The following is a 24,887-nucleotide window of genomic DNA, read 5'->3' as shown; positions in this document are numbered from 1 at the left end:
GGAACCCCTCATGGAAGCTCGACTCAACCTGTTCTCGAACGCCCTCGCCGGCAAGCTCCTGCGCCACATCAACTCGGCGGGCAAGGCCGTGACCGACTCGGCGCTGCCGGCCGCGACCCAGGAACTGGTCAAGATCCGCGCCAGCCAGATCAACGGCTGCGGCTTCTGCCTCGACATGCACACCAAGGACGCCGCGAAGGCCGGGGAGACCTCCCTGCGCCTCAACCTGATCGCCGCCTGGCGCGAGGCCAAGGTCTTCACCGACGCCGAGCGCGCCGCCCTGGAACTGACCGAACAGGGCACCCGGATCGCCGACTCGGGCGGCGGCGTCACCGACGAGGCGTGGGCGAAGGCCACCGAGCACTACGACGAGGAACAGCTGACCGCGCTGGTCGGACTGATCGCCCTCATCAACACCTACAACCGCATGAACGTCATCACCCAGCAGCCGGCGGGCGACTACGAGCCGGGCATGTTCGGCTGACCGGGGGGCCTCCCGGCCGGTGGACGGCGCGCCCCGAACGCCGGGGCGCGCCGTCCGGCGGGTCAGTCGGCGTACAGCCGGACCGGCAGCCGCTGGTGGCCGTTGCTGATCAGCGAGGGCACGGGCGGCAGTTCCTCCGCCGGATCGGCGAGGTGGATGCCGGGGAAGCGGTCGAAGAGGCTCTGCAGCGCCAGCACGACCTCCATGCGGGCCAGCGGCGCGCCGAGGCAGAAGTGCACGCCGTGCCCGAACGCCAGGTGGTCCTTGACCACGCGCGTCGCGTCGAAGGTGTCGGCGTCGGCGTGCCAGTCAGGGTGCCGGTTGGCGGCGGCGTAGGAAGCGAGGATCGCCTCCCCGCGGGCGATGGTCCGCCCGTCCGGCAGGGCGATGTCCGTGACCGCGTACCGCAACGGCAGGTGCTTGACCGCCGGTTCGTGACGCAGCGTCTCCTCCACCACGTCGCCCCAGGTGACCGCGGACTTGCGGACCAGTTCCAGCTGGTCGGGGTGGGTCAGCAGGGTGTGCACGGCCTGGTCGATGACGTTGACGGTGGTCTCGTAGCCGGCGCTGATCATCAGCAGCAGCGTGTCGCGCAGTTCCTCGGGGGAGAGCCGGGCACCGTCCTCCTCGTCGTCCCGGGCCGCGATGAGCAGGGACGTCATGTCGTCGCCCGGCGTGGCCCGCTTGTCGGCGATCAGCTCGTCCAGGACCCCGTACAGGCGGGCGGTGTTGGTCTGCGCCTCGGCCTGGCTCAGCGTCGTGTCGAAGACACCGTCGACGAGGGCGCGGAAGCCCTCCCGCTGGTCCTCGGGCACGCCCATGAGGTGACCGATCACCGCGATGGGCAGCGGATACGCCAGTTCCTGCCGCAGGTCGACCGGCCGGTCGGCGGGCAGCTCTGCGAGCCGGTCGACGAGCCCGGCGACCATCCCCTCGACGGCCGGCCGCATCGCCTCGATGCGACGGGCGCTGAAGGCCGGGGCCACCAGCCGGCGCAGCTTGCGGTGGTTGGGGCCGTACGCGGTGAACATGTTCTCCACCGCCACCCACAGAGCGAGCGGCCAGGTGGCCACCACCTCACCGAACGCGGGCCAGTGCGCCCGCGCGTCCTTGGAGACGTCCGGACTGGTCAGGAGCTGTTTGAGCAGGGCGGGATCGGTGATCGACCAGGCTTCCACACCGAGCACGTCCACCCGCGTGGCCGCGCCGCGGTCCCGCAGGGCGCGGTGCTCGGCGTGGTGACCGGCACCGGTGGGGTCGAGGACGAGGGGAGACTGCTGGGTCGCCATGACCTGGCTCCTTAGTGTGCGGCGGGGAAGGTGACGGGCAGCGATTCCAGAGCCCGGTGGAACGGGCCGGGACGCCAGGTGAGGTCGGCGAGGGGGCGGGCGAGGTCCGTCTCCGGCAGCGCGTCCAGGAGGTGGGTGACCGCGGTCTCCGCGATGAGGTAGGCGTGCGAACGGGCGGGGCAGGTGTGCGGGCCGATGCTCCAGGCCAGATGGGCCCGGTTGCCCGCGTGCCGGCCCTCGGGCACGCCCTCCGTCAGGGCCGGGTCGTTGTTCGCGGCCGCCATGGAGATCACCACCGGCTGGTCGGCCGGCAGCAGCACCCCCTCCACGTCGATGGGGTACGGGGGATAGGAGATGCAGTAGTTGGCCATCGGCGGGTCGGTGTAGAGGACGGCGTCGAGCGCGTCGCGCACCGTGGACAGCCCGGCGTGCAGGTCGGCGGAGAACTCCTCGTCGGTGAGGATCTTCAGGATCGTGTTGCTGATCAGGTTGGTCAGCGGCTCGATCCCGGCACCGTAGAGCGTGACGAGCTGATGGCCCATCTCCTCGTCGGTCAGCTCGGCGGGGTGCAGCGTCAGCCGGGACGTGATGTCGTCGCCGGGGTGCTGCCGGCGCAGGGTCACGAGGTCGGAGACGGCCTGGGCGAGGATCTCGTTGCCGCGCTGGGCGTTGGTGGTGTCGAAGATCTTCGCCATGCCGTCGGCGATGCGCTGCCCGATCTCGTCCGGGCAGCCCAGCAGCGCGCTGAGGACGCTGAAGGCGATGGGGAACGAGTACTGGGTGAGCAGGTCCGCCGAGCCGGCGGCGCGGAACCCGTCGATGGCACCGTCGGCGACCTTCTCGACGAGGGCGCGCAGTCCGTGCTGGTCGACCTTGTCGATGGCGTGGGTGTTGGCGGACCGGTAGCGGGCGTGCTCGGCGCCGCCCGAGCGCAGCGCGTTGGGCCGCCACTCCATCATCGGCCGGACCGGGCACGTCGCCGGGATCAGCTTCTCCCAGGCACGCGGGTCGGCCGGGAAGCGCAGCGGGTCGTTGAGGATGCGGCGGGCCTGGTAGTAGCCGATCACCAGGGTCGCGGGGACACCGGGCGCCAGATCGACGGGGACGAGCGGACCGTGCGTGCGCCGCATGCGCCGGTACGCGGCGTGCGGATCCGCCGCGAACTCCGGGTCGTACAGGGCGATCCGGCCCGGTGGGGTCGTCGGCGCGGGCTCGGCGGAGGGCAACGTCATGGGCGGGACTCCAGGAGGGCGGCGGCTGAGCGGTGCTCGCGCTGTTGCTTGTGCTCGGAGAGGTACTCCGTGAGCGTGATCAGGGCGTGCAGCGAGGACGTGCGGTCGCGGGCGTCGCAGGCCGTCAGGGGGGTCGCGGGTTCCAGGGCCAGCGCCTCGCGCAGCTCGGCCTCCGGGTAACCCGGCGCGCCGGGAAAGGTGTTGATGGCGACGGCGTACGGGATGCCCGCGCCGTCCAGGAGACCGAGGGCGTCGTGGGAGGCGTCGAGGTCGCGGGTGTCGGCGAGCACGAGACAGCCGAGGGCGCCCTCCGCCAGGTCCTCCCACAGCGGCTGGAACCGGGACTGCCCCGGCAGCCCGAACAGGTACAGCGCGAGCCGCCCGTCGGCCATGTGGATGCGGCCGAAGTCCATCGCCACGGTCGTCGTCGTCTTGTGCGGGGTGCCGCGCAGGTCGTCCACGCCGGCGCTGGCCTGCGTGATGGGTTCCTCCATCCGCAGCGGCCGTACCTCCGAGACGCTGCCGATGAACGTCGTCTTGCCGACGCCGAAGCCGCCCGCGACCACGATCTTGGCCGACCGCGTCACCGAGGCCGGGACGTAGGTGACGGGCGGGTCAGACCATGGAGCGCAGTCCACGAAGTACCTCCTGCAGCAGGTCGAAGTCGGGCTGGTGCTCGGTCGCGGCGACCGGGCTGGAGAGGTGGCCGGAGTCCATCAGCGAGGAGACGAGGATCCGCACCGTGGAGGGCGGCAGCTCCAGCGCGGCGGCGATGTCGGCGACGGCCAGGCCGCCGTCCGCGCCGGCGAACAGCCGCATCACCCGGCGGGCGTCCGGGGCGAGGGTGTCCGTGGGGCCGGTCGCGGCGATGACCACGCTCTCCGGGCGCACGTCCTCGCGCGCCCGGACCTGGCCCCCAGTACGGACGTAGGGCCTGACCATGTCGGGGTCACGCCGCGGCCCCGTCATGCCGTCGAGCCGCCTTCCGCGCCCCCCGCGCCCTCCGCGACCGGCACGCGCTCCGCCGTGCCCAGTTCGTGCCCGACCCGGGTGGCGAGCCGCACCATGTGGTGGGAGATCAGCCCGACGTCGGCGTCGGGGCCGGTCGTGCACACCGACAGCATGGTGTTCTTCGCGGCGGTGGTCGTCAGCCCGATGCAGCCGACCGACTCGATCAGCAGCTGGCGCATGCCCGCCCCGCCGGTGAACTCGTCCCAGGCCTTGCCTGCCGCCCGCAGCGCCGCGGTCAGCGCCGCGAACTTCTCCCCGTCGTCCTGGCCGATCGTCGCCGTACGGGCCTTCAGCAGCCCGTCGCTGCTCATCAGCACGGCGTAGCGGACGCCCTCGACGGTGCCGAGTTCCTGGTCGAGCAGCCAGCCCAGGCTGTTGGTGTGTGTGTCTTGCACGATCAGTGTCCTTCGTCGTGAGCGGCGTCGCGGGCGGCCGGATGGGGGGCGGTGTGGGCGGCGGTGGGGGAGGCTTCGGTGGCTGCGCGGGGGGTGTCCCGGTCCGTGCTTTCGGCACCCGGCGCGGCCGGTGCGGGCTCCTCGTCGCGCCCGCGCCGGGTGCCGGCGGCCCAGGCGGCGGCGACGGCCGGACGGCCGGGCTCGGTGTCGGCGGCCGGTGCGGGGCGCGGCCGCGCCGGGGTCGGGGCGGGCGAGCGGCGGCGGACGGTGAGGCCGCTGGCGGTGGTGGTGGGGGGTGCGGGGGCCGTCGCGGTCGCGGGTGCGGGCGCTGATGCCGGTGCCGGTGCCGGCGCGGGCTCCGGGCTGGGGGTGGCGGGTTCGTGCTCCGGCGTGGGCTCGTGCGCGGGCTCGGTGGTGAGGGCCGGCGCGGGGGTGGGGGCGGGCGCCGGGGGCGTGGGGCCGGCGGCCGACGCGGTCGCGGCGACGGGCTGAGCCGTCCCCGTGGCGGACCCCGTCGCCGTTGCCGCCACAGCCGCGGCGGCGGTCCCCGCCCCGCTCAACGCCGCGGGATCGACGAGCAGGTTCTTCGGCAGGACGACCATGGCCCGGGTCCCCTGGTAGATGTTCGGCGCGGTCAGCTCGACGCGGAAGCCGTAGTTCTCCGCGAGCAGGGACGCCACGCGCAGCCCGGTCTGGGGGTGGGCGCCGAGGCGGGTGATGTCGTCGCGCTGCTCGCCGGACATCACGTTTCCGGCCCACAGCAGCCGCTCGTCGTCCATGCGCAGCCCGGCGTCGTCCACGATCAGGAAGCAGGCGTGGTGCCCCTGTTCGAGTGAGACGTGGACACTGGCGGCGGGCGGGGAGTAGCGCAGCGCGTTGTCCAGCAGGACGGCGAGCGCGTGCACGACCGCCTCCACCGCGCGCCCCTCGACCACCACGGACCCCATCTCGGGGTGCTTGATCCGCTCGTACCCCTCGATCCGGCCCATCGCCGCACGCGTGATGTCGGTCAGCGAGGTGGCGGGCCAGCGCCGGGACAGCTTGTCCCCGGCGAGTACGGAGTACCCCGACGCGGTGAGCAGCATCTGCTGGGCGAGGTGGTCGATCTCCACCAGCGTCGCGTACGCCTCGTCCGAGATGTGCCGCCGTACGCCCTGGCTCACGGCCCGGCCGAGCCGCGCCGACCGCGCGACGACGTTGTTGGCGAAGCCGCGCACGGCGGCCCGGGCCACGCCGACGGACTCGTGCCGCACCTGCGCGACGTACCGCTCGGTTTCCTGCCGGACCTGCTCGGCGGCCTGGGCCGCGGCATGGCCGGCCGCCGCCCGCTCCTGCCCCCGTACCTCCGCCACGGTCGAGGCCACAGCCCCGGCGACGGCACGCAGCCGCTCGGCGAGCGGGGTCCCGTCGAGCTGCGCCGGCACGGGGAGCCCACCCCCTTCGAGCCCTTCACCGCCCTTGGCCGCCGCGGGGATCACGGTGGCCGCGAGGTGCCCCACGCACTGCTCCGCCGCGACGAGTTGCAGGGTGAGCCGGTCGGCGTGCTCGCGCAGTTGCTCGGCCCGGCGCCGGGCCTCGTCGCGTTTGCGCCGGAAGTACCACGCGGCCCCGACTCCGGCCACCGCCAGCAACGCGGCGGCGCTCACTATCAGTTCAGTCATCAGGTCCTCACGGATCGGAAGCCGTCGGTGGGGGTGGGCCGTGACCGGCGGACGGTGGCGCGAAGGCGCGAAGCGCGAGGCGTGGGACGACGCACCGCCACGCCCGTGGCACGGCCGGGGGTCGTCAACAGGCCGAAGAGAACCGGTGCTGTCTCCCGGGACCACCGCGCGCCGAGGAGTCGGCGATCCGTGGGACGGTGAGGGCGACGCACGACATGGGTCTCCAAGCAACACACGAGGCCTGTACGAGCTGGGGGCGACGACGACGCGGACTCGAAGCGCCCCAGGACCCCGCAGGCCCCGCACCGCATCGAACTCCCTTACCCGCGACCGTCGTTCGACGTACGGGAAGGGACCCTACCGCTTGCGCTCACGCCTCGTGTCAGCCTCGTGACCATGAACTGGGGCCGCCGGGGGATTGAGGCGAAAAATGCGCCGATGGCAGTCGACCCCACTTGGCCGAAAAGGGGTTGGCCTTGTGGGATGACACCCTGGTAATTGACGGAGGCGTGTGTCACCCCGACGCCAGCTGCTCCGCGATCTCCTTGATCCAGCCGTCCGTCCTGGAGGGGTCGTTGAGGCTCGCCACCCACGCCTCCTGGTCGAGCTTGTGGTCGGCGGGACCCGACTTGAGCGCGATGAGCAGGGACATGCCGGACTGCCGCATCTCCTCGGTCGTACCGCCGCTTCCGGCGATATCAGGCCCCGCGGCGAGGGCGTAGATCTCCCGCGCCATGGCCGCCCGCTCGCCCTTGGACACCTTCTTCCAGAACTTCAGGGCGTGCTGGAGCGATTCCTTGCGGGACGCCGCCTCGGCAGGGGTCTCGCCCTCCTTCGCCCAGACCTCCGGGTGGCGGACCTCTTCGTAGCGCTTCGTGGCGGCGCGGAGCGCCTTGTAGAGGGTGACGCCGAGGACGAGTCCGGCGCCGGCACCGGCGAGGCCCCAGCCGACCGGATTGGACGCGAGCCCGGCCGTCCCCGCCGCGACCGCGGTCACGACTCCGGCGGCGGCCTTGGTGGACTCGCCCACCGCGCCGCCGACCGTCTCCTTGCCGATCTTGGTGAGCTGCTTCTTCTTCGCGTACCCCTGGACCGTGCCCAGCTTCTCCACGTTCTTCTCCGCGCGCTGGAGCGTCTCGGCGGCGTCACGGGCCTCCCCCATCGCCTCCCAGGCGGCGTCGACGGCCTCGCCGATCAGCTCCAGCCGTCCCTCGCCTTCCTGCTTCCAGTAGGCGTCCAGCGCGACGTACGCCTCCGCCGCGGCCCAGTTGGCGTGCTCCCGCGACTCGTTCAGCCGGGCCAGGGACTCGGCGTGGACGAGCTGCGGATCCCCCAGCTCCTTCACCCGCTTGTACTTGCGGGCCGCACCGCCGACCCGGAACACGGACCGGACGCTCTTCATCCCGGCGACGGCGGCGCTGGCGACACCGCTCGCCTCGGAGGCGACGGCGGCGTCCGCCGCCTTCTGGATCTTCGTCACTTCCTTGGCGATGGCCGCGCTGTAGGCCCCCGAACCGGCGGCCCCGACGACCGCGTCGGTCCCCTTGGTCTTGGCCCTCTTGTTCGCGGTGTGGTGTGCGGCCCCGTCCCCGGCCTTCTTGGCGTCCTTCATGCTCTTGTACGCGTCCATACCGCTGACCACGGTGCCGGCGGCCTCGGTGAGGAGGTTCCCCGACGCGGCGGAGGTCCCCGAGGCGGCGGCGGAGTGCTTGAGCCCCTCATTGGCCGAGACGGCGGCCTGCTGGGTGAAGCCGGCGTTGGTGGGCGTCTGGACGCCCTTGATCCAGGTGTCGATGGGTTCGAGATTCTTCTTGAACCGGTCGAGCAGCCCGGCGATCCGGTCCCGGTAGTTCTTCCGCTTCTTCGCCCCGTCTTCACCGGCCCCCTCCGGCGCCTTGCCCTTGCCCGCGCTGCGCGCACGCTGCACCGCCGCGGTCGCGGCCCGGTTTCCGGCGCTCCCCTGGATCCCTAGCAGCGCCTGCTCCGTCGAATTCCCGTACGGAGCCCCAGCCCGCTGGCTGCCTCCCGGACGCTGCTTGGCCGACGTCAGCGTGGCTACGGATGGCCGAGTCGAGGTGTGCCGAACCGGGGTGCTCATGGACGTACCTCTCCTGCGCAGGACCGGGCGAGGTGAAGGTAGCCAGGCATGGCGAACAGGAGGGGGGCGGCGGGGAAATTCCTCACGGACGGTGCGGAACGAGCTTCCTGTGGTCGGCCGCCTTCTTCGCCGTGGGCGGGCTGATCGCGGCGCTGCTCTACCGGTTCGGCGTTCCCCGCGGCGGCGGACCCCGACGTCGTCCCCGCCGTTCACATGTGGGCGGCGCGCCTTCTGGCTGTCTCTGCCCGCCCCTCAGCGAGCGGGTCCCGGCCCGTCCGACGGCCGCCAGTCCCGCCTGAGCAGCCCGGACACACAGGAGTCGGACACCTCGCCGTCTACGACGCAGTCCTCCCGCAACGTCCCCTCACGCACGAAGCCCAGTAGCGCATCACGGAGGTGCTGCTGTGCAGAGCGAAAAGACGGTCCGCGTCGGCCTCGGCGAAGGGCCGCAGCCGCAACCGACCGGTTCGCAGCACGGGAGTGGTCAGAGGCATGCACCTCATCCTGCGCCCTCATGGAGCAGGCGGAACATCGGATGTCCGCGCCGGTTCCGGTTCCGGTCCCGCTGTCCTGCCCCCCATGCAAGGGCGCCAGGGGCGGAATAGGCCCCTCCGTGATCATTTGTGGCTAGTTCGGGTCTCACACCACCGCCCTGTGTGGCCGCTACATTCACCCCGACCGAACCCACTCGACCAGGGGGGAACAGGCAACGATGCGCTCCACAGGACCCGTCAGTCGCATCGGCAGATCACTCATGGCGGTGACCGCCACGGCGGCCGCTGGGGCGGTTACTGCCTTGAGTCTTGGCGTCTCACCGGCTGCCGCGGCACCCACCGACATGACGGCGCCCCGGCCCGGCGACAGCTGTACGGCGGCCGACCTGGGCACACGCCACCCGTACATCAAGACCACCGAAGTGTCCCCGACGATCACCCACTTCAAGGGCTGGTACGTCACCGAGGGCACCACCGGCCAGCAGACCGTCAGTACCGACACCACGACGGTCATCGCGGTCTCCGTCGGCCTCAACGACACGATCGAGACCAGTTTCGCCGTCGAGGCGCTCAGCAACGTCAAGGCGACAGTCGGCCTGGACGTGAAGCTCGAGTACACCTCCACCAGCAAGGAGTCGAACTCGGTCACCTGGAACTTGACCCAGCCGGGCTACTACGGCTTCTACAAGGGCACCAAGAAGGTCACCGGAACGTACGGCAGCCTCAACTGCAACCGCGCCCAACAGGACGACGGAAGCTGGGCGTTGGAGTGGACCGAGGGTCCCGGTGGTGGCAGCTTCACCACCTTCACCACCCTTGAGGAAGGCGCGGTGCGCTGCCAGGACAGCGTGCCCGCCGACAGCATCATGGCCAGGGCACAAGCCCTCCTCGACTGCGGCTCGGCCGCCGCGAAGGCCGACCACCCGGCGGGCGCGAAGGCCGACCACCCGGCGGGCGCGGTGGCGCAGACGGCTCGGCAGGAGCAGGACCGCGTCGCCCCCAGCCCGGCTCCCACCAGTGGCCCCTCCGCCGAACAGCCCGGGGCCACCGGGACCGGTGCGCGCGCCGCCCTCGACTGCTCGGCCGAGGCGTACAAGATCGCCGTACCCGGCAAGCCCCTGTCCTGGGGCGCGCCGCTCCTGGCGGACGACGGTGTCCGGCTGCGGCCCTCGACGATCTTCAGCGCCCACCTGGACCACTGGCGCCTGTGCGACGTGACGGAGAACAACGGGGTCATCGAGGCGTCCCTGTGGAACTGGGGCAACGGTGGGTGCGCGACCATCGCCGAACAGAACGCGGCCACCGACCGGGCGGTCCTGAAGACGGCCCCCTGCGCGGAGGACGACCTCCAGCGGTTCTACATCTACCGCGACGTACCCGGCAGCTCGAAGATCGGAGTGCAGAACAAGTACACCGGTTCCATGATGGGCTACGACCGGTACGCGGACGGGGAGTTCATACGCCAGTACTCCAGCGGCAGGCAGGACGGTACGGGCACGTTCGATCTGACCGGAGTCTGACAGTCGACATCCCGCGAGCGGCCCCGCGCGTGAACCCAGAGCCTCCGGTTCCGTGCGGGGCCCTTCGTGTGCGGCGCAGAGAGGCCGCCAGGGCACGCGTCACCCGCTCAGGGGTCGTCCATGAGCAAGGGCATCGGTTCGTGCTCGTGGTCGAGGAGTCCGTCCTGCACTAACTGGTGTCGGTCGCAGGCCTTCGAGGAGCTGAGGGGCATGGTCGGCTGCGGGGCGGAGGTACGAAGGCTGATCCTGGAAGCCATTGAGGCGTTGCGGTAGACGTTCGCCCCGCGGCAGTCGTCCGTCACGTGTGCCTCCATCAGCCCCCTCCCGGCATCGGCCACGCCTATTCGATGACGGCAGGCCCCACGCTGTCCGGTGGTGGACCGTGGCGCCCGGCCGCGAGGCCTGAGGGGAGGTGGGACGGCGGGTTTCTTACCTCTTGAAATCGCTCACTCGCCCCTGGCCTCCCGCTTCAGCCGCATCGTGAGGTCGATGCCCTCCTGGACGGCGGCCTCGAAGTCGGGGTCATGGCACAGGCGGATCCGTCCCCGGTAGTCGACGATCACTGTGGCCACGGCCGTGAGATCGGCCTCCGATGAAACCTCCAGAGCGCGCCGCAAATCACTCTCGAAGTTCTCCTTGTCACCGGGGGACCCGAGATCTGCCCTCAGAGCTGCCCTTACGTCCCCGATGGTCCGCAAGGGCAACGGTGAGTACACGTCGATCTCCACGACCTTGCCCTTCGGTGTGAGGTGAACAGGCCGCACCCGCCTCTGTCGGTCAGGAGGACGGCTGCGAGCCGTGGCGCACTGAGCCGATGAACAGGCGCCAGCTGCTCAGCCGCACGTCCAGTGTGGGGCCATCGGCGCACTTGGAGTCGCGTATCAACGCGCCATGTGGGATGTACGCGCACTCAACGCATTCAGTGCCGCTGCCCCCGCTGTAAGAGGACTTGAACCAGCGGGGCTCCGGGCTGGCTGCTATCAAGACTCACTCCTTGCTGACCCGGTCGATGAGTTCGACCGAGGACTCGAGGTCGAGCGCCTGGGCGCTGAGGTAGTCGAAGGCCAACCTATATCGCTCCAGTTCCTCCGGCTTCTCCATGAACACTCCGCCACCGAGGAGGTCCACATAGACGACGTCCAGCTCACGGGCTTGGCCGCGAAGTGTGACGAAGCTTCCGACTGCGGCGGCATGTGCTCCCAAGGAGAACGGAAGGACTTGAATGGTGACGTGCGGTCGCTCCGCGCAGGCCAACAGGTGGGTGAGTTGCTCGCGCATGACGTCACGGCCTCCGACCTGGCGTCGGATGGCGGCTTCGTCGATAACGCACCAGATGCGTGGGGGCTCTTCGCGCTCCAGCAACTCCTGCCGTTTCATGCGGATGTCGACCATGTGCTGGACTTCGCGTTCGTCGCACTGCACCTCTGAAGCGCGATGGACCGCCTCCGCGTAGGTGCGCGTCTGGAGGAGCCCCGGGACGTACATGCACGCGTAGTGGTCCTCGCGTACGACCTCGTCTTCCAAGGTCAGCATCAGGTTCATGGAGTCGGGGATGGGGTCGGCGAGTGATCGCCACCATCCTTGGATCTTGGCGCCCTTCGCCAACTCCACGAGAGCGAGGCGTTCTTCGTCCGTTGCAGAGTACTCACGGCACAGGGCGTCCACGGCCGGCCACTTGACCGTGCCCTCCTTCGTCTCGTAGCGGCTCAACGTCGCCTTCGAGATGCCGACGCGGGATCCTGCCTCTTCGAGCGTGAGTCCCTTGCGTTCCCGGAGCCGTCGCAGATCGGCGCCGAGTTGGCGCCTACGAGTGGTGGGTCCGACTGCCATGTCCTCAGTCCTTCGCGTTGGTCCAGTAGATCGTGATGCTCCGCTGGTGGCGGCGGCAAGACGGTGTGCGCCGGGGGCGCGCGACGAAGTTTTTGCCCCCGCCGATGCCTAGTGAGAGTTCCATTTCGAGAGTTTCAATGCAACTCTGAGTCGCGACCGCATCACAGTGAGGTATCGACGGTGGGGAGTGGACAGGACATGGATGACGTCCTTTGGAGGCCGACGCAGCCGTGGAGGCTGTCGTTTCTGGCGGAGGCCGATCAGGTGTGGGCTCTTCGACGCGCTCTGCGGATCCACCTGGAGTACTGGGGGCTAGGCGAGCTGACGGATGCCGCCGAGCTCTGCGTAAGTGAACTCGTCGCCAATGTGATCAAGCACGTCGGACGGGCGACGCCGACCACGCTGGTCGCTTCGCTCGGGGGCCCCCGCCTGCGCATCGAGGTTCACGATCCCGATGCTCGCGCCCTTCCGACGCTCACGTGCGCGACTCTCGATGCAGCGGCGGGCCGGGGAATGACACTGGTCGACGCCGTGAGTGATCGCTGGGGCGTGGAGCTCACCGGTGATCGCAAAATTACCTGGTGCGAGTTCCGCATGGACGCGATCCGGGTCGAACGGCAGAACATGCCGATGCCGCGGCTGGCGCGAGCCGCGGACGTACTAAGTCTTTACAGCGGTTCGCGACTGACGCAGGAGCCCGTTGCTCCAAGCCGGTTGGCGACGGCTACGGCGGAAGATGCCGCGATCAACGCCATTGCCGACCTGCTCTACTGGTTCCGCGCGCAAGGATGGGACGTAGACGACGCGCTCGACCGGGCGCAGTCGCACTTCGAGGCGGAGTGCGAAGTGCGACTGTCCTGAGTCGTTCCGGCCACGGTCGACGTACGTGGATCAACTTGCCTGGATCGCCGCCGAGTAGGACCACACGTCGGCCGGGAGCGGGTGATCGAGGTGCCAGGTGATCGCCATCGGCTTACTGCCGGTGTGCTCCACGTACGTTGCCGGGCCCAGAAGCATCCACGGCTGAGATTTGCCCGTGTCCGTAGTCGCGTAGCGGCGCATGAACAGCAGGATGTGGGAGCCGCGGCGGGCGTGCTGCTGGTAGCGCTTGCCCGTGGCGGAATCAGGGGAAGTCGCGTTCTGGGACTCCCAGTGAAAGAGGTTCGGGCTGATCGCGTAGTCCTTGTACCGGACGGTGGGCGAGAAGTCCTTCTCGTCTTTCTCAAGCGTGATCAGCAGCGCGTCTGTCTGGAGCTCTTCCGTCCACTGCACGCCCTGGGCAAAGGATCTCGGCATCTGCCCACCGAACCGGGCGATGCCGAGCGCGGCCAGTATCTCCGACCGGTTGTACGAGCTGTGGACCTTCAGCGGCACAGAGCGGAGGCCATCGGACAGCGGGATCGGGACATGGTCGGCTCGGTCGATGACGTACGACAGCACCTGCCGGAGTTCATCCCTCAGGGCTCGCTGCGGACGCAGCGTCGCAAGCCCCTCCGGGTAGCTGGTGAACCCGCCCGCGTTGTCCCACAGGTTGAAGAACAGCATGCGGGCGTAGGCCTGGGCGGTCTGGTCGAGCTCCTCGTACGGAGGGGCGTCGTCCGCCAGAAGGCGCAGGTACGCCTGCGCACGCTCGGGATCGTCCACGTGCAAGAACGCGTGGACTCGCTTGAGTAGGCCCTCCTCGCCCGGCGTAGCCGGTTCGGTGACCAGGCCGGCACGACGCAGCACGAGAGTCCACGAGTTGCCGTTCTTGTACAGCTCCTTGATCTCTCGGCGGCTCTCCCGGAGGTAGTCGGCGAGCAGAGGCGTGCTGTACTCCTTGACCTCCTTCACCAGCGTCTTCACCGTGGCGGCCAATTGCGTCCTGATGTTGTCGAGGACCAGACTCTTGGCCTTTCCCTCCAGGATGATCTGGCAGCCCGACGGCAACTGCGGAAAGCCGCGCTCGATGTGCTCGACCAGTCGATTGCGCGACAGGTTGGTCATGGCTCGGAACTGTTCCTCGAAGCGGAACTCCGCTCGGTGCTGCCCGATGAAGTCCAGGACCGTGAGCACCGGCTTCGTGTCTGTACGCCGTAGTCCCCGTCCCAGCTGCTGGAGGAAGACGGTGGCGCTGTTGGTGGGCCGCAGCAAGAGCAACGTGTCCACGTCCGGGATGTCGAGACCCTCGTTGAACAGGTCCACCGAGAAGATGACCTGGAGCTTGCCTTCCTGGAGGTCACGCAGCGCTTGAGCGCGCACCTCGGATGACGAGTCGCTGTCGAGGGCCGCAGCCTGGAAACCGGCCTTGCGGAAGTAGTCGGCCATGAAATGGGCGTGCACTTTGGTGACGCAGAAGCCGAGCGCCCGCATGGTGCCGGGGTCGGAGATCTTGTCCCGGACCTGCTTGACGATGATGCGCGCTCGCGCGTCGTTGCCCGTCAGGACGTTTCCGAGCTCCTGATCCGTGTACGAACCCTTCTGCCAAGTGAGGTTGGTGAGGTCGGTTCCGTCAGGGATGCCGAAGTAGTGGAAGGGAGACAGTAGGTCGTTCTCCAGGGCTTCCCAAAGCCTCATCTCGGCGGCGATGCGGCCGTCGAAGAATTCGTCCTGGACATTGAGCCCGTCCATCCGCTCCGGGGTGGCGGTGAGTCCCAGCAGCTCCTTCGGCGCGAAATGTTCGATCACTCGGCGGTACGTACCGGCCGTGGCGTGGTGGAACTCGTCGATGACGATGAAGTCGAAGTGGTCTGGCGCGAGCTGCTCCAGCCTCTGGACGTTGAGTGACTGGACGCTGGCGAAGACGTGGGTCCACTCCTGTGGATCGGCCCCGCCGTACAGCAACTCGCCGAACGAGGCGTCGTCCAGCACTTCGCGATACGTACGCAAGGACTGCTTGAGGATCTCCTTGCGATGCGCCACGAACAGCAGCCTGGGTCGACCGGAGGTCGCCTGATTGCTCAGATCGCGGTAGTCGAGGGCGGCCATCACTGTCTTCCCCGTGCCGGTCGCCGCGACCAGCAGATTGCGGTGTCGCCCGCGGATCTCGCGCTCTGCACTGAGGCGCTCCAGCATGTCCCGCTGGTGCGGGAAGGGGTGCACCTGAAGACCGGAAAGGTTGATCTTCAAGTCTGTGGTCGACGCCGTCCCACCCGCCTGGGCCAGCGCCGCGTCGAGGCGCTTGCCGTCCTCATCCGGGTCGTACGTCTCGAACGCCGCGTCGTTCCAGTACGCCTCGAAGGTAGCCTCGAACTTGTCCATCACCGCGGGTGTGGCCACCGACGACAGTCGTACGTTCCACTCCAGGCCGTCGAGTAGCGCCGCACGGGACAGGTTCGAGCTCCCGACATACGCCGTGTCGAATCCGGTCCCGCGCCGGAACAACCACGCCTTGGCGTGCAGCCGGGTCGAGCGGGTCTCGTAGTTCACCTTCACGGTGGCGCCGAATTCGCGCACCAGCCTGTCGAGCGCGCGTCGGTCCGTGGCGCCCATGTAGGTCGTGGTGATGATCCGGATCGGGACGCCCCGCTCCTTGGCTGCGAGGAGTGAGTCCTCCAGTACACGGATGCCGTACCACTTCACGAAGGCACAGAGCAGGTCGATCCGATCGGCAGTGGCCAACTCTGCCCGCAACTCCGCGCCCAGGTTGACGTCCTCGGGGGAGTTGGTGAGAAGAGAGCTCTCGGAGAGAGGCGTGAGCGGACGGATCGCGTACGCGCCGGGCGCCTCCTGCTCCGCCAGAGCAAGCAACTGCCGAGGCCCCTCGATGATGGCGCTGACGGGGTCGGTATCACTTCGCTCACTTGCGTCCGCGGCCAGAGACTCAAGAATGCGGTTCGCAAAGGGAACTCGCTGATCAGGGCGGAGTTGGTTGAGGCGGCGGGCCACTATGTCACCGATGTGCCGGGCCAGCACGTGGGGTGACGATTCTGCCCCGACCTCCGTGTCGACGGCCTTCCATCCTGCTGCCTCAAGGCGTGCCAGTTCACCGCGAACTTGATCCGTGATCAGCTGTTCGTAGACCCCCGCGACCGGCTTCTCCACTATGCCCCCTTCATCACCCTGTTGGCGTGGTGGCAGTTCTAGCAGGAGCCACTGACACCCGGAGCGGGGTGGGCAACCTCAGGACGTATCGCGGAGCCGTTCCAACTCGGCTGCCCGGCGTAGGTCCTTCGGGCGGCCCAGTGCGCGTTGCATGTGGATGAGGTCCGGGAGGGTCGGGATTCGGATTTCGAGGCCGTCGGGGGCGGTCGCGGTCTCGGACCTGGCGAGGACGGCCCGTAGGTCCACTCCGCCCCACGGCAGCGATGGCGTGCAGCAGTCCCCGCATGCCCGTTCGGAGTCGAACGTGGCCTTGGGGCGCAGTAGCAGCTCCGGGTCGGTCGACGCGTCGGATGCGTCGTCCGCCCGGAGCTTGCAACCCGCGGCGGCGAACGCTGCCCCGAGTACCGAGGCGCTCCTCGGGTCCGCGTCCCACAGCAGGTCCAGATCTCCGGTCAGCTCGGTGAATCCGTGCATGATGCCGGCCACCTGACCGATGACGATCACGTGGGCGCCGCTCGCCTGGAGCGCCGCGAGTAGGGGGAACGGGTCGACGCCCCTGGCGCTGTCGGTTGCGATGGTTCCCACGGTGTCGTCGGCGGCGTCGTGCGTCCGGCCGGCGGTTGGGCGCGTGCTGGTCAGCGTCTCGATACGGGATACGGCGTCGCGCAGCTCTGTACTCGCATCCGTACAAGAAACCACTCGCGGCGCGCGAGCCGCATCCCTGTTTGCCGACCACGACGGAAGAGGGCTGTCAGGCCTTCGTCCCGTCCGCCAGGAACGCCGTCAGCCCGTCCAACAGCATCCCGCTTCCCTCCTCCGCCATCTCCCGCTCCTCCACCGAGTCGCAGGTCTGGCGCAGGACGAGCAGCGTGTTGCGCGGGCCCTGTTCCGTCAGTTCGACGGTCATCGTGGCCTGGTCCGGGCGGCCCGGGACGTCCATGCCGATGGTGAGGGCGCGGTTCTCGGTGACCTCGACGTAGGAGCCCGTGAGGGGGAACTCCGTGCCGTCGGGTGTGCGCATCGTGGCCTTCCAGGGGCCGCCCGGGCGGACGTCCATCTCGACGGAGCCGGGGGCCGCGTGGGCCCATTGGGCGTACTGGTCGGGGGTGGTCCAGGCCTGCCAGACCTTGGACGCGGGGGCGTCCAGGGTGCGGGTCAGGGTGTAGGAGAGGCCGTCGGCCGGGGCGGGGGCCGGGGTGGGGGTCTGCTCGGTGCTCATGGCGTTTCTTCTCCTCGTGTGCCGCGGAAACCGCTCCGGTTCCGGCGGGATCCGTCAGGGATGTCGCACCTGTAGACGTCCGGCACGGCGGGAACTCATCGGTCCGACCAAGCCGCCTCGGGGAGACAGAGAGATGGCGCCCAGTGTCCGGGGCCCCGGTCGACCACCCGCCCCCCGTCAGCGGCCCGCCGCCGTCGATCCGAGCAGCGCCAGCCGTTCCGCGTCCGGCGTGCCCGGGACCGGGTGGAAGGCGACGAGCATCATGCCGTCCGTGTCGGTGATGTGGAGCTTCTCGCGGCTGAGGGTGAGGTCGCCGACCTGCGGGTGCCGGAAGAGCACGGTGGCGCTGCCGCGGGGGCGTACGTCGTGCCGGGCCCAGAGTCTGCGGAAGAGCGGGCTGGCCAGGGACAGCTCCCCGACGAGCTCGATGCAGCGGGGGTCGTCGGTGTCCGTGCCGACCGCTTCCCGGAAGCCGGCGACGAGGGCCGCCGCCGCTCCCTCCCAGTCGGGGAAGAGGCTCTGCTCGGCCGGGTCGAGGAACACGTCCCGCAGCCGGTTGCCGCCCGTGACCAGGCGCGGGGAGAGCGCGGCGGCGAGCGGGTTGGCCGTGAGGACGTCGAGGTGGCGGCCCTCGACGAAGGCGGGCACGGGCAGCAGCTCGACGAACCGGGCGGTGCTGGGCGGCACCGTCTCCCGGTGCCGGCGCCGGGTACGGCGGGGTCGGTCGGCGGCCAAGCCGAAGAGGTGGGCGCGGGTGTCGTCGTCGAGCCGCAGTACCCCGGCGAGCGATTCGAGGACCTGGAGGGACGGCCTGCGGTCCCGGCCGCGCTCCAGGCGCAGGTAGTAGTCGGCGCTGATGCCCGCCAGCATCGCCACCTCCTCGCGCCGCAGCCCCGGCACCCGGCGCACGCCCCTGACGGGGATGCCGGCCTCCTCGGGCGTCACCAGCTCGCGCCGGGCGCGCAGGAACTCGCCCAGCAGATTCGGCTGCTCGTTCATACGTCCACGCTCATAGGTCCACGCTCATAGGTCCACGCCTATACGTCCACGCCAGGCCGCCTCCGGGCCGGCGGCGGGCCGGGAGAGGGGGTCCTGTCACTCCCCCGGATACGCGGGGAACTGGCTGGGCGCGCGGACCGGGGCGAGGGTGGGAGACGTCCCGAACCTGCCGGCCGCAGCGCCGGTCACCGACAGGAACCCACATGAGCAAGCTCGCACTCGTCACCGGCGCGACCTCCGGCATCGGCCGGGCCTTCGCCGAACGCTTCGCCGCCGACGGCTACGACCTGATCGTCGTCGGCCGCCGGGAGGACCGCCTCGCCGCGTTCGCCGCCGCGCATCCCGAGGTCGCCGTGCGCGCGGTCGCCGCCGACCTGTCCACCGAGGCCGGTATCGACGCGGTGGCGGCGTACTGTGCCGACGAGCCGCTCGACGTCCTCGTCAACAACGCGGGCGTCGCCCACTACATGCCGCTGGCCGACCTGCCCGCCGACAAGGCCCGGGAACTGGTGAACGTCAAGGTTCTCGCCCCCACCCAGCTCATGCGCGCCGCCGTCGGCGGCATGCGGCGCCGGGGCAGCGGCACCGTGCTCAACGTCGCCGGGATGATCGCCTTCTCGGGCCCCGCCGGCAAGGAGCAGATGCCGCGCCGCGCCGTCTACGCGGGTGCGCTCGCCTACCTCGTGGCGATGTCCCAGACGCTCGCCGCCGAGGTCGAGGACTCCGGCGTCCGCGTCCACGTGGTGTGCCCGGGCGTGGTCGCCACCGAGTTCCACTCCGTGCAGGGCATGGACCTCAGCGGCGTCCCGCGCATGAGCGCCGCCGACGTCGTCACCGGCGCCCTGCGCGGCCTCGAACTCGGCGAGACCGTCAGCGCGCCCGGTGTCGAGGACCACCGCCTCCTGGAGAACGTCTTCGCCGCCGACCTCGCCGCCTTCGGGGGCCAGAGCACCGACCTCGCGTCCCGCTACCGCGACGCCTGACCCCGCCCCGTATCCGCCACCGACGCGCGCCTAGTCCGAGCCGTGGCACTCCCCGTACGCCCGCCCCGACCCGCACCAGCAGGCCGCCCCCCGCTGCGGCGGCCACGCGACCGCCAGCCCCCGGGCCGCCAGTGTCGTCGCGTACTGGGGGAGCAGGGACGGGTCGGTCGGGGACGCGCTCTCCGACGCCGCGAAGGCCTCGTAGGACGGGACCGTGCCCGGGACCACGCCCAGGTTCGGGGTGCCGGACGAGGCCAGCTCGCGCAGAGCCGCCTCTATCGTCGCCAGGTGCTCCTCGTAGGAGGGGTACTCGGCGGCCAGGGCCGGGTACGCCTCCAGCAGTTCCGTCAGCTCGCCGGCCGGCCAGTGCAGCATCGCCACCGGGAAGGGGCGGGACAGGGCAGCGCGGTAGGCGCCCAGCTCGGCGCGGAGGCGGGAGATCTCCGCCTCCAGGTCCGCCGGGTCGTCCGAGCCCAGGGACCAGACCCGCTTCGGGTCGTGCAGCTCGTCCAGGGAGACCGGCATGGTGTGGAGGGTGTCGGCCAAGGCGTCCCACTCGTCGTGGGGCAGGCCCAGCATCCTGCGGACGCGGTGGCGGCCGTAGAGGAGGGGGTGGGTCGAGTACGGGGGCTCCGCGCCGTCCGTCAGGAGCAGACGGGCTCCCTCCGTGAGCGTCTCGTGCGCCGCCTCCAACTCGTCGTGGGACTCCAGGGCCTCGGCCACGATCACCCAGGCCGCCGGGTCGCGCGGTGCCGCAGCGCGGACCCCGTCGATGATCGCCCTGGCCTCCGCCTCGTGGTCGTACTCCCAGAGGTTCGACGCCTTCAGGGCGCGGACCAGGGACGGGTTCTCCAGCTCGGGGGAGCCGGGGGCGGAGGACAGCAGGCGGTCGTAGAGCGTGGTCGCGGCGGGGCGGTCGCCGGACAGCTCCAGGTGGGCCGCGGCGCGCAGCAGCAGGGCCTCCGCGTCCTCGGGGTAGAGGCCGGCGGTCCGCTCAAGGCGGGCCGCTTCGGCGGCGTGGTCGACGTTCTCGGCGGGCGTGTCGGGGCGCATGGGGGACACCGTACTGCCGGGAGGTGACGAAGGTCAGGCACCCGGGTGGCGGACACCGGCGGCAGCCGGGCGGGCCACCGGGCGGTTCGGCCGCCGCCGGGTCAGTCCCGCTCCCGAAGGGTCCCGACCAGCACCCCGGCCGCCACCGCCAGCCCGGCCGACACCCACAGCGCCGTGTCCGCGCCCCGGCCCAGGCCGCCCGCCGACGTCACGATCGCGATCGTCAGGGCCACCCCGGCGCACGAGCCGATGTAGCGGAACGTCTGCTGTGCGCCCGAGCCCATCGCGGCCCGCCCCACCGGCACCGACTCCACCGCGAGCAGCGGCAGCGCGGCGTTCACCAGGCCGCTGCCCACGCCCGCCACCACCAGGCCGGGCAGGAGCCGGTGCCAGGAGCCCGCGTCCACCGCGCCCAGCATCGACAGGGCGCCGCCCGCGTGCAGGGCGAAGCCGACGGCCAGTTGCAGGCGCGGGGAGACGCGGTGGGCGATGCGGCGGGCCTGGAGGGACACCACGAAGGACGGGCCGGACCAGACCAGGAAGAGCCAGGCCGTGTCCAACGCGGACAGGCCGAGCGCCTGTTGCAGCAGCGCCGGAAGGAAGCTGAACAGGCCGATCATCGCGAGGCCCGTGAACAGCCCGCCCGCGGACGACGCCAGGAAGCGCGGGCGGCGCAGCAGCGACAGGTCGATCATCGGGGTGGCCGCCCGGCGCTCCAGTACGGCGAACAGGGCGCCCAGCAGTACGGCGGCCACCAGCAGCAGCCCGACCGGTGCCCGCAGCCAGCCCTCCCGTCCCAGCGTCAGCGCGGCCACCAGCGCGACCAGCGCCGACCCGAACGTCACCGCCCCGGCGAGATCCGGCCGGCCACCCCGTGGCGACCGCGACTCCGACAGGGCTCGCGTCCCCAGCCCCGCCACCACCAGGGCGACGGCGCCCAGCACCCCGTACGCCACCCGCCAGTCCGGGATCGCCCCGGCGACGAGCGGGCCGGTCGCGATGCCGCCGCTCACGAAGGCGCCCCACACGCCGGTCGCGCGCAGCCGCCCCGCGGGCGTCGGGAAGGCGTGCACGAGCAGGCCGAGGCTGCTGGCCAGCAGCGCCGCGCTCGACGCGCCCTGCGCGATGCGGGCCAGGGTGAAGAGCCAGGTGGTCGACGCGAACGCGCCCAGCACCGTGGTGATGCCGAGGGCCAGCGTGCCGGAGACGAAGATCCGGCGGCGCCCGTAGTCGTCGGCCAGGCTGCCGACCACCAGCAGCAGCGCGGCCAGGCCCAGCGGGGTGCCGTTCAGCAGCCAGGCCTGGGCGGAGACCGGGGTGTGCAGGTCGGCGGCCGTCTGGGGGAGCGTGACCATGGGCGCGGTGTACGTCATCAGGGCCACGGCGGTCGCCGCGCTGGTCAGGGCCAGGGTGCGGCCGGGGTGCGGGGGCGAGGAGTCCCGGTCGGTGCCCGGACCGTCCGGGACGACTGCGGTTCGCACGGGATCCGTGCCGGTGTCGGTCATGGCTGCCCGCCCTCTCGATTCGCTGTCATGCGTGATGCGTGATGCGTGATGCGTGATGCGTGATGCGTGATGCGTGATGCGTGATGCGTGATGCGTGATGTGTGATGTGTGGGGGTGTGGGTTCGGTCAATGAACTGAACGTGCGGTCAACCTAGCATTATCGGTTCGGTCAATGAACCAACAACGGGAAAAGTGGCTACAGTGGACGGCATGGCACTGGGCAAGGACTACGCGACACAGGAGTGTTCGATCGCCCGCGCGCTGGAGGTCGTCGGCGAGCGGTGGACGCTGCTGGTGATCCGCGACGCGCTCTACGGCGTCCGGCGCTACAACGACTTCCTCGTCCACCTCGGCATCCCGCGCGCCGTCCTGGCCAACCGCCTCCAGGCGCTCACCGCCGAGGGCATCCTGGAGAGGCGCCGGTACCAGGAGTCGCCGCCCCGGGACGAGTACGTCGTCACCGACCGCGGCATCGCCCTGTGGCCGGCTCTGCGGGCGCTGGGGGTCTGGGGGCGCGAGCACCTCGGCGGGGAGCCGATGCGCACCTTCTGGCACGCCGACTGCGGCACGGAACTCAGTCCGTACGGCGCCTGCCCGGCCTGCGGGTCGGTCGTGGCCGTCCGCGACATCCACATGAAGCCGGGCCCCGGACTCGACCCCGACCCGGCCGACCCCGTCAGCCGGGCGCTGCTCGGACCGCGCCGGCTGCTCCAGCCGATCGAGACCGAGCCGCAGCCGCCGGCGGCCGATCCCGCCTAGCGCCCGCGCCGCCTCTCGTATGAGTCAAGTCCTGTATAACTGGGCAAACCCGCGTACGAGAACGTACGCGTGCGAGAACGCAGGGGAGAGGGGGGAGCCGCCGATGAGCCAGGAACGGGCCGTCCTGCGCCCCCTGCTCGTCCTGCTGCTCGTCCTCCTCCCCGTCGCGCTCGTCGACGTGGGCAGCCTCTCCGCGACCGTCGCGCTCGCCGCGACCGCCGCCGTCGGCTCCGCGCTCGCCGTCTGCGCCGTCATCGCAGCGCGCTGCGTGCCCGCCGTGCCGCCGACCCGGGTGCGTACGGCCATCAGGGACCGGGACCTGCGTACCGCGTTCCTGCCCCAACGCGATCCCGACGCCGCCGGCCGCCGCCGGCCCCGAGCGCCCGGACACGCCCTCCCGGCGACCACCGCGTAGGGCACCCGCTTCACCGAAGCCACGGAAGCCACGGAAGTCACCGAGGCCACCGAAGCCACGGAAGTCACCCCCGCGCGGGGCGTGTCGTCATGCCGCAGTCCCAGTTCCGGCACGACGAAGACCCTCGGAGGGCTCACCCACTCATGTCCGTTTTCGCCAGCCTGGTCGAGCACCTCGCCGACCTGCTCCAGCCGCTGTTCGGCGCCTCCGCCGCGGCCGCCGCCATCGTCCTGTTCACGGCCCTCGTACGGCTCCTCGTCCACCCGCTGTCCCGGGCCGCCGCCCGCGGGCAGAAGGCACGCGCCGAACTCCAGCCGAGGATCGCCGAACTGCGCCGCACGCACGCGAAGAACCCCGAGCGGCTGCAGCGGGCCGTCCTCGACCTGCACACCGAGGCGAAGGTGTCCCCGCTGTCGGGCTGCCTGCCCAGCCTGTGCCAGATCCCCGCGTTCTTCCTCCTCTACCACCTCTTCTCCAGCACCTCGATCGGCGGCGAGGCCAACGCGCTGCTCTCCCATCAGCTCCTCGCCGCCCCGCTCGGCGGGCGGTGGGCCGACGCGCTCGGCGACGGCGGGCCCTTCGGGGGCGCCGGTCTCGTGTACGCCGTGCTGTTCGCCGTCGTCGCCGGGGTGGCGTTCTTCAGCTACCGGCTGACCAGGCGGACGATGGCCGACCGTCCCTTGCTGCCCGAGGCGGAGGGGGAGGGGCAGCGGGTGCCCGGGCTCGGGGCGATCACCGGCGTCATGCCGTTCATGTCCTTCTTCACGCTCGTCACCGTGGCGGTGGTGCCGCTGGCCGCCGCGCTGTACGTCGTCACCAGCACCACGTGGAGCGTCGTGGAACGGGCCGTCCTGTACCGGTAAGGCTCAGGCGCCGGGTGAGGCTACGGTCCAGTACGTGAACGGGGTATTGCGGAGTGGACCCTGACCTTGGAGGATCGACCAACCCTCCGATGGCGTCGCGTCCCTGCCGCACCCAGGTCGCACCTCGTCGGACGGGCTGCCCGAGACCGAGGAGTTGGGGATCATGAAGCTGTTGCGAGTCGGTACGGCGGGGTCGGAGCGCCCCGCGCTGCTCGACGCCGACGGGATCCTGCGTGACCTGTCGGGCGTGGTGACGGACATCGACGGAGCGCTGCTCGCCGACTCGGCCGCGCTCGACCGGGTACGGTCCGCCGCCGAGGCCGGTGAGCTGCCCGCGCTGGACGGTGCCGGCCTGCGTGTCGGGCCGCCCGTGGCGCACATCGGCAAGGTCGTGTGCATCGGGCTGAACTACCACGACCACGCCCGCGAGACCGGGGCCGAGCCGCCCGCCGAGCCCGTCGTCTTCTTCAAGGCGGCGGACACGGTGGTCGGGCCGCACGACACCGTGCTCGTGCCGCGCGGCTCCGTCAAGACCGACTGGGAGGTGGAGCTGGCGGTCGTGATCGGGCGCACGGCCCGCTACCTGGAGTCGGCGGAGGAGGGGCTCGCGTGCGTCGCGGGGTACGCGGTCGCGCACGACGTGTCGGAGCGGGAGTTCCAGATCGAGCGCGGCGGCACCTGGGACAAGGGCAAGAACTGCGAGACCTTCAACCCGCTGGGCCCCTGGCTGGTGACCGCCGACGAGGTTCCCGACCCGCAGCGGCTGCCGCTGCGGCTGTGGGTGAACGGCGAGCTGCGGCAGGACGGGACGACGGCGGACCAGATCTTCCCCGTCGGCGAGGTCGTGCGGTACGTCAGCCGGTTCATGGTGCTGCGTCCCGGTGATGTCATCAACACCGGGACGCCGGCGGGGGTGGCGATGGGACAGCCCGAGCCGAAGCCGTACCTGCGCGCCGGGGACGTCGTCGAGCTGGAGATCGACGGGCTGGGGCGGCAGCGGCAGGAGCTGAAGGACGCCTGACGCCTCGCGGGCGCGGACGGGCTCGGGCCGGGT

24 protein-coding genes and 1 pseudogene are annotated in these 24,887 nt (G+C 70.8%); 8 read left to right on the top strand and 17 right to left on the bottom strand.

From position 1 onward, the window contains the following. Positions 1-10 precede the first annotated feature (10 nt). The gene (locus OIE75_RS13865) at positions 11-484 is read left to right on the top strand and encodes a carboxymuconolactone decarboxylase family protein (protein WP_307012441.1); all 474 of its coding nucleotides are present in this window, start codon (positions 11-13) and stop codon (positions 482-484) included. A gap of 62 nt (positions 485-546) precedes the next feature. Here the strand turns inward: OIE75_RS13865 and OIE75_RS13860 are convergent, their stop codons facing one another. The 8 genes and pseudogenes from OIE75_RS13860 to OIE75_RS41440 all read right to left on the bottom strand — a co-directional run. Then, positions 547-1,773, bottom strand: coding sequence for a cytochrome P450 family protein (locus tag OIE75_RS13860; RefSeq protein ID WP_329471087.1), 1,227 nt, complete (start codon positions 1,771-1,773; stop codon positions 547-549). Positions 1,774-1,784: 11 nt separating this feature from the next. After that, positions 1,785-3,005: a cytochrome P450 gene (locus tag OIE75_RS13855; protein ID WP_329471086.1), complete on the bottom strand. Its 1,221-nt coding sequence runs from the start codon at positions 3,003-3,005 to the stop codon at positions 1,785-1,787. Beyond that, the gene (locus OIE75_RS13850; protein ID WP_185832602.1) at positions 3,002-3,643 is read right to left on the bottom strand and encodes a GTP-binding protein; all 642 of its coding nucleotides are present in this window, start codon (positions 3,641-3,643) and stop codon (positions 3,002-3,004) included. Before OIE75_RS13850 ends, OIE75_RS13855 begins: the two co-directional genes overlap by 4 nt. Further along, on the bottom strand, positions 3,621-3,974 hold the full coding sequence (locus OIE75_RS13845) for a DUF742 domain-containing protein (protein WP_125494343.1): 354 nt from the start codon (positions 3,972-3,974) through the stop codon (positions 3,621-3,623). The genes OIE75_RS13850 and OIE75_RS13845 overlap by 23 nt, the downstream gene beginning before the upstream one ends. Beyond that, a complete protein-coding gene (locus tag OIE75_RS13840) occupies positions 3,971-4,411 on the bottom strand; it encodes a roadblock/LC7 domain-containing protein (RefSeq protein WP_122619876.1) in 441 nt (146 codons plus the stop codon). The genes OIE75_RS13845 and OIE75_RS13840 overlap by 4 nt, the downstream gene beginning before the upstream one ends. A gap of 2 nt (positions 4,412-4,413) precedes the next feature. Then, positions 4,414-6,072, bottom strand: coding sequence for an ATP-binding protein (locus OIE75_RS13835; RefSeq protein WP_329471085.1), 1,659 nt, complete (start codon positions 6,070-6,072; stop codon positions 4,414-4,416). A 514-nt stretch (positions 6,073-6,586) separates the two neighbouring features. After that, a complete protein-coding gene (locus tag OIE75_RS13830; RefSeq protein ID WP_329471084.1) occupies positions 6,587-8,170 on the bottom strand; it encodes a hypothetical protein in 1,584 nt (527 codons plus the stop codon). A gap of 252 nt (positions 8,171-8,422) precedes the next feature. Next, positions 8,423-8,551: pseudogene (locus OIE75_RS41440) on the bottom strand (GNAT family N-acetyltransferase); the annotation flags it as partial. A gap of 331 nt (positions 8,552-8,882) precedes the next feature. Here OIE75_RS41440 and OIE75_RS13820 point away from each other — a divergent pair. Further along, the gene (locus OIE75_RS13820) at positions 8,883-10,184 is read left to right on the top strand and encodes a hypothetical protein (protein ID WP_329471083.1); all 1,302 of its coding nucleotides are present in this window, start codon (positions 8,883-8,885) and stop codon (positions 10,182-10,184) included. A gap of 446 nt (positions 10,185-10,630) precedes the next feature. Here OIE75_RS13820 and OIE75_RS13815 read toward each other — a convergent pair whose 3' ends face one another. From OIE75_RS13815 to OIE75_RS13805, 3 genes are read right to left on the bottom strand one after another with little or no spacing between them, the layout of a single operon-like run. After that, positions 10,631-10,912 carry a DUF6247 family protein gene (locus tag OIE75_RS13815; RefSeq protein WP_329471082.1) on the bottom strand — a complete coding sequence of 94 codons (282 nt, stop codon included), beginning with the start codon at positions 10,910-10,912 and terminating at the stop codon, positions 10,631-10,633. A 49-nt stretch (positions 10,913-10,961) separates the two neighbouring features. Then, complete coding sequence (locus OIE75_RS13810) at positions 10,962-11,168, bottom strand: DUF397 domain-containing protein (RefSeq protein WP_329471081.1); 207 nt, start codon at positions 11,166-11,168, stop codon at positions 10,962-10,964. Between the two features lie 3 nt (positions 11,169-11,171). Beyond that, positions 11,172-12,014: a helix-turn-helix domain-containing protein gene (locus OIE75_RS13805; protein ID WP_329471080.1), complete on the bottom strand. Its 843-nt coding sequence runs from the start codon at positions 12,012-12,014 to the stop codon at positions 11,172-11,174. A 198-nt stretch (positions 12,015-12,212) separates the two neighbouring features. Here OIE75_RS13805 and OIE75_RS13800 point away from each other — a divergent pair, with 198 nt between their 5' ends. Then, positions 12,213-12,875: an ATP-binding protein gene (locus OIE75_RS13800; RefSeq protein WP_329471079.1), complete on the top strand. Its 663-nt coding sequence runs from the start codon at positions 12,213-12,215 to the stop codon at positions 12,873-12,875. Positions 12,876-12,905: 30 nt separating this feature from the next. Here OIE75_RS13800 and OIE75_RS13795 read toward each other — a convergent pair whose 3' ends face one another. From OIE75_RS13795 to OIE75_RS13780, 4 genes are all read right to left on the bottom strand, one after another. Further along, on the bottom strand, positions 12,906-16,037 hold the full coding sequence (locus tag OIE75_RS13795) for a DUF3427 domain-containing protein (RefSeq protein WP_329471078.1): 3,132 nt from the start codon (positions 16,035-16,037) through the stop codon (positions 12,906-12,908). A gap of 78 nt (positions 16,038-16,115) precedes the next feature. After that, positions 16,116-16,622 carry a hypothetical protein gene (locus tag OIE75_RS13790; protein WP_329471077.1) on the bottom strand — a complete coding sequence of 169 codons (507 nt, stop codon included), beginning with the start codon at positions 16,620-16,622 and terminating at the stop codon, positions 16,116-16,118. Positions 16,623-16,788: 166 nt separating this feature from the next. Continuing rightward, positions 16,789-17,256 carry an SRPBCC family protein gene (locus OIE75_RS13785; RefSeq protein WP_329471076.1) on the bottom strand — a complete coding sequence of 156 codons (468 nt, stop codon included), beginning with the start codon at positions 17,254-17,256 and terminating at the stop codon, positions 16,789-16,791. A 177-nt stretch (positions 17,257-17,433) separates the two neighbouring features. Next, the gene (locus OIE75_RS13780; RefSeq protein ID WP_329471075.1) at positions 17,434-18,255 is read right to left on the bottom strand and encodes a helix-turn-helix domain-containing protein; all 822 of its coding nucleotides are present in this window, start codon (positions 18,253-18,255) and stop codon (positions 17,434-17,436) included. Positions 18,256-18,458: 203 nt separating this feature from the next. Between OIE75_RS13780 and OIE75_RS13775 the strand changes: the two genes are divergently transcribed. Continuing rightward, positions 18,459-19,238: an SDR family NAD(P)-dependent oxidoreductase gene (locus OIE75_RS13775; protein ID WP_329471073.1), complete on the top strand. Its 780-nt coding sequence runs from the start codon at positions 18,459-18,461 to the stop codon at positions 19,236-19,238. A gap of 30 nt (positions 19,239-19,268) precedes the next feature. Here the strand turns inward: OIE75_RS13775 and OIE75_RS13770 are convergent, their stop codons facing one another. Then, positions 19,269-20,291, bottom strand: a complete 1,023-nt coding sequence (locus OIE75_RS13770) for an SEC-C domain-containing protein (protein WP_329471072.1) — start codon at positions 20,289-20,291, stop codon at positions 19,269-19,271. Positions 20,292-20,392: 101 nt separating this feature from the next. Further along, the gene (locus OIE75_RS13765) at positions 20,393-21,796 is read right to left on the bottom strand and encodes an MFS transporter (protein ID WP_329471071.1); all 1,404 of its coding nucleotides are present in this window, start codon (positions 21,794-21,796) and stop codon (positions 20,393-20,395) included. A 210-nt stretch (positions 21,797-22,006) separates the two neighbouring features. On the opposite strand from OIE75_RS13765, the gene OIE75_RS13760 reads away from it, so the two are divergent. From OIE75_RS13760 to OIE75_RS13745, 4 genes are all read left to right on the top strand, one after another. Further along, positions 22,007-22,555: a winged helix-turn-helix transcriptional regulator gene (locus OIE75_RS13760; protein WP_329471069.1), complete on the top strand. Its 549-nt coding sequence runs from the start codon at positions 22,007-22,009 to the stop codon at positions 22,553-22,555. Positions 22,556-22,658: 103 nt separating this feature from the next. Further along, a complete protein-coding gene (locus tag OIE75_RS13755) occupies positions 22,659-22,970 on the top strand; it encodes a DUF6412 domain-containing protein (protein ID WP_329471067.1) in 312 nt (103 codons plus the stop codon). A 143-nt stretch (positions 22,971-23,113) separates the two neighbouring features. Further along, a complete protein-coding gene (locus OIE75_RS13750; protein ID WP_307012408.1) occupies positions 23,114-23,833 on the top strand; it encodes a YidC/Oxa1 family membrane protein insertase in 720 nt (239 codons plus the stop codon). A gap of 163 nt (positions 23,834-23,996) precedes the next feature. After that, positions 23,997-24,854 carry a fumarylacetoacetate hydrolase family protein gene (locus OIE75_RS13745; protein ID WP_329471065.1) on the top strand — a complete coding sequence of 286 codons (858 nt, stop codon included), beginning with the start codon at positions 23,997-23,999 and terminating at the stop codon, positions 24,852-24,854. The last annotated feature ends 33 nt before the right edge of the window (positions 24,855-24,887 follow it).

Origin of the sequence: Streptomyces sp. NBC_01723 (assembly GCF_036246005.1) — a bacterium.
In the GTDB taxonomy this organism is placed as follows: domain Bacteria; phylum Actinomycetota; class Actinomycetes; order Streptomycetales; family Streptomycetaceae; genus Streptomyces.
Note: the sequence above shows the minus strand (reverse complement) of the source record. Positions and strands in the feature narration are given on the sequence as shown.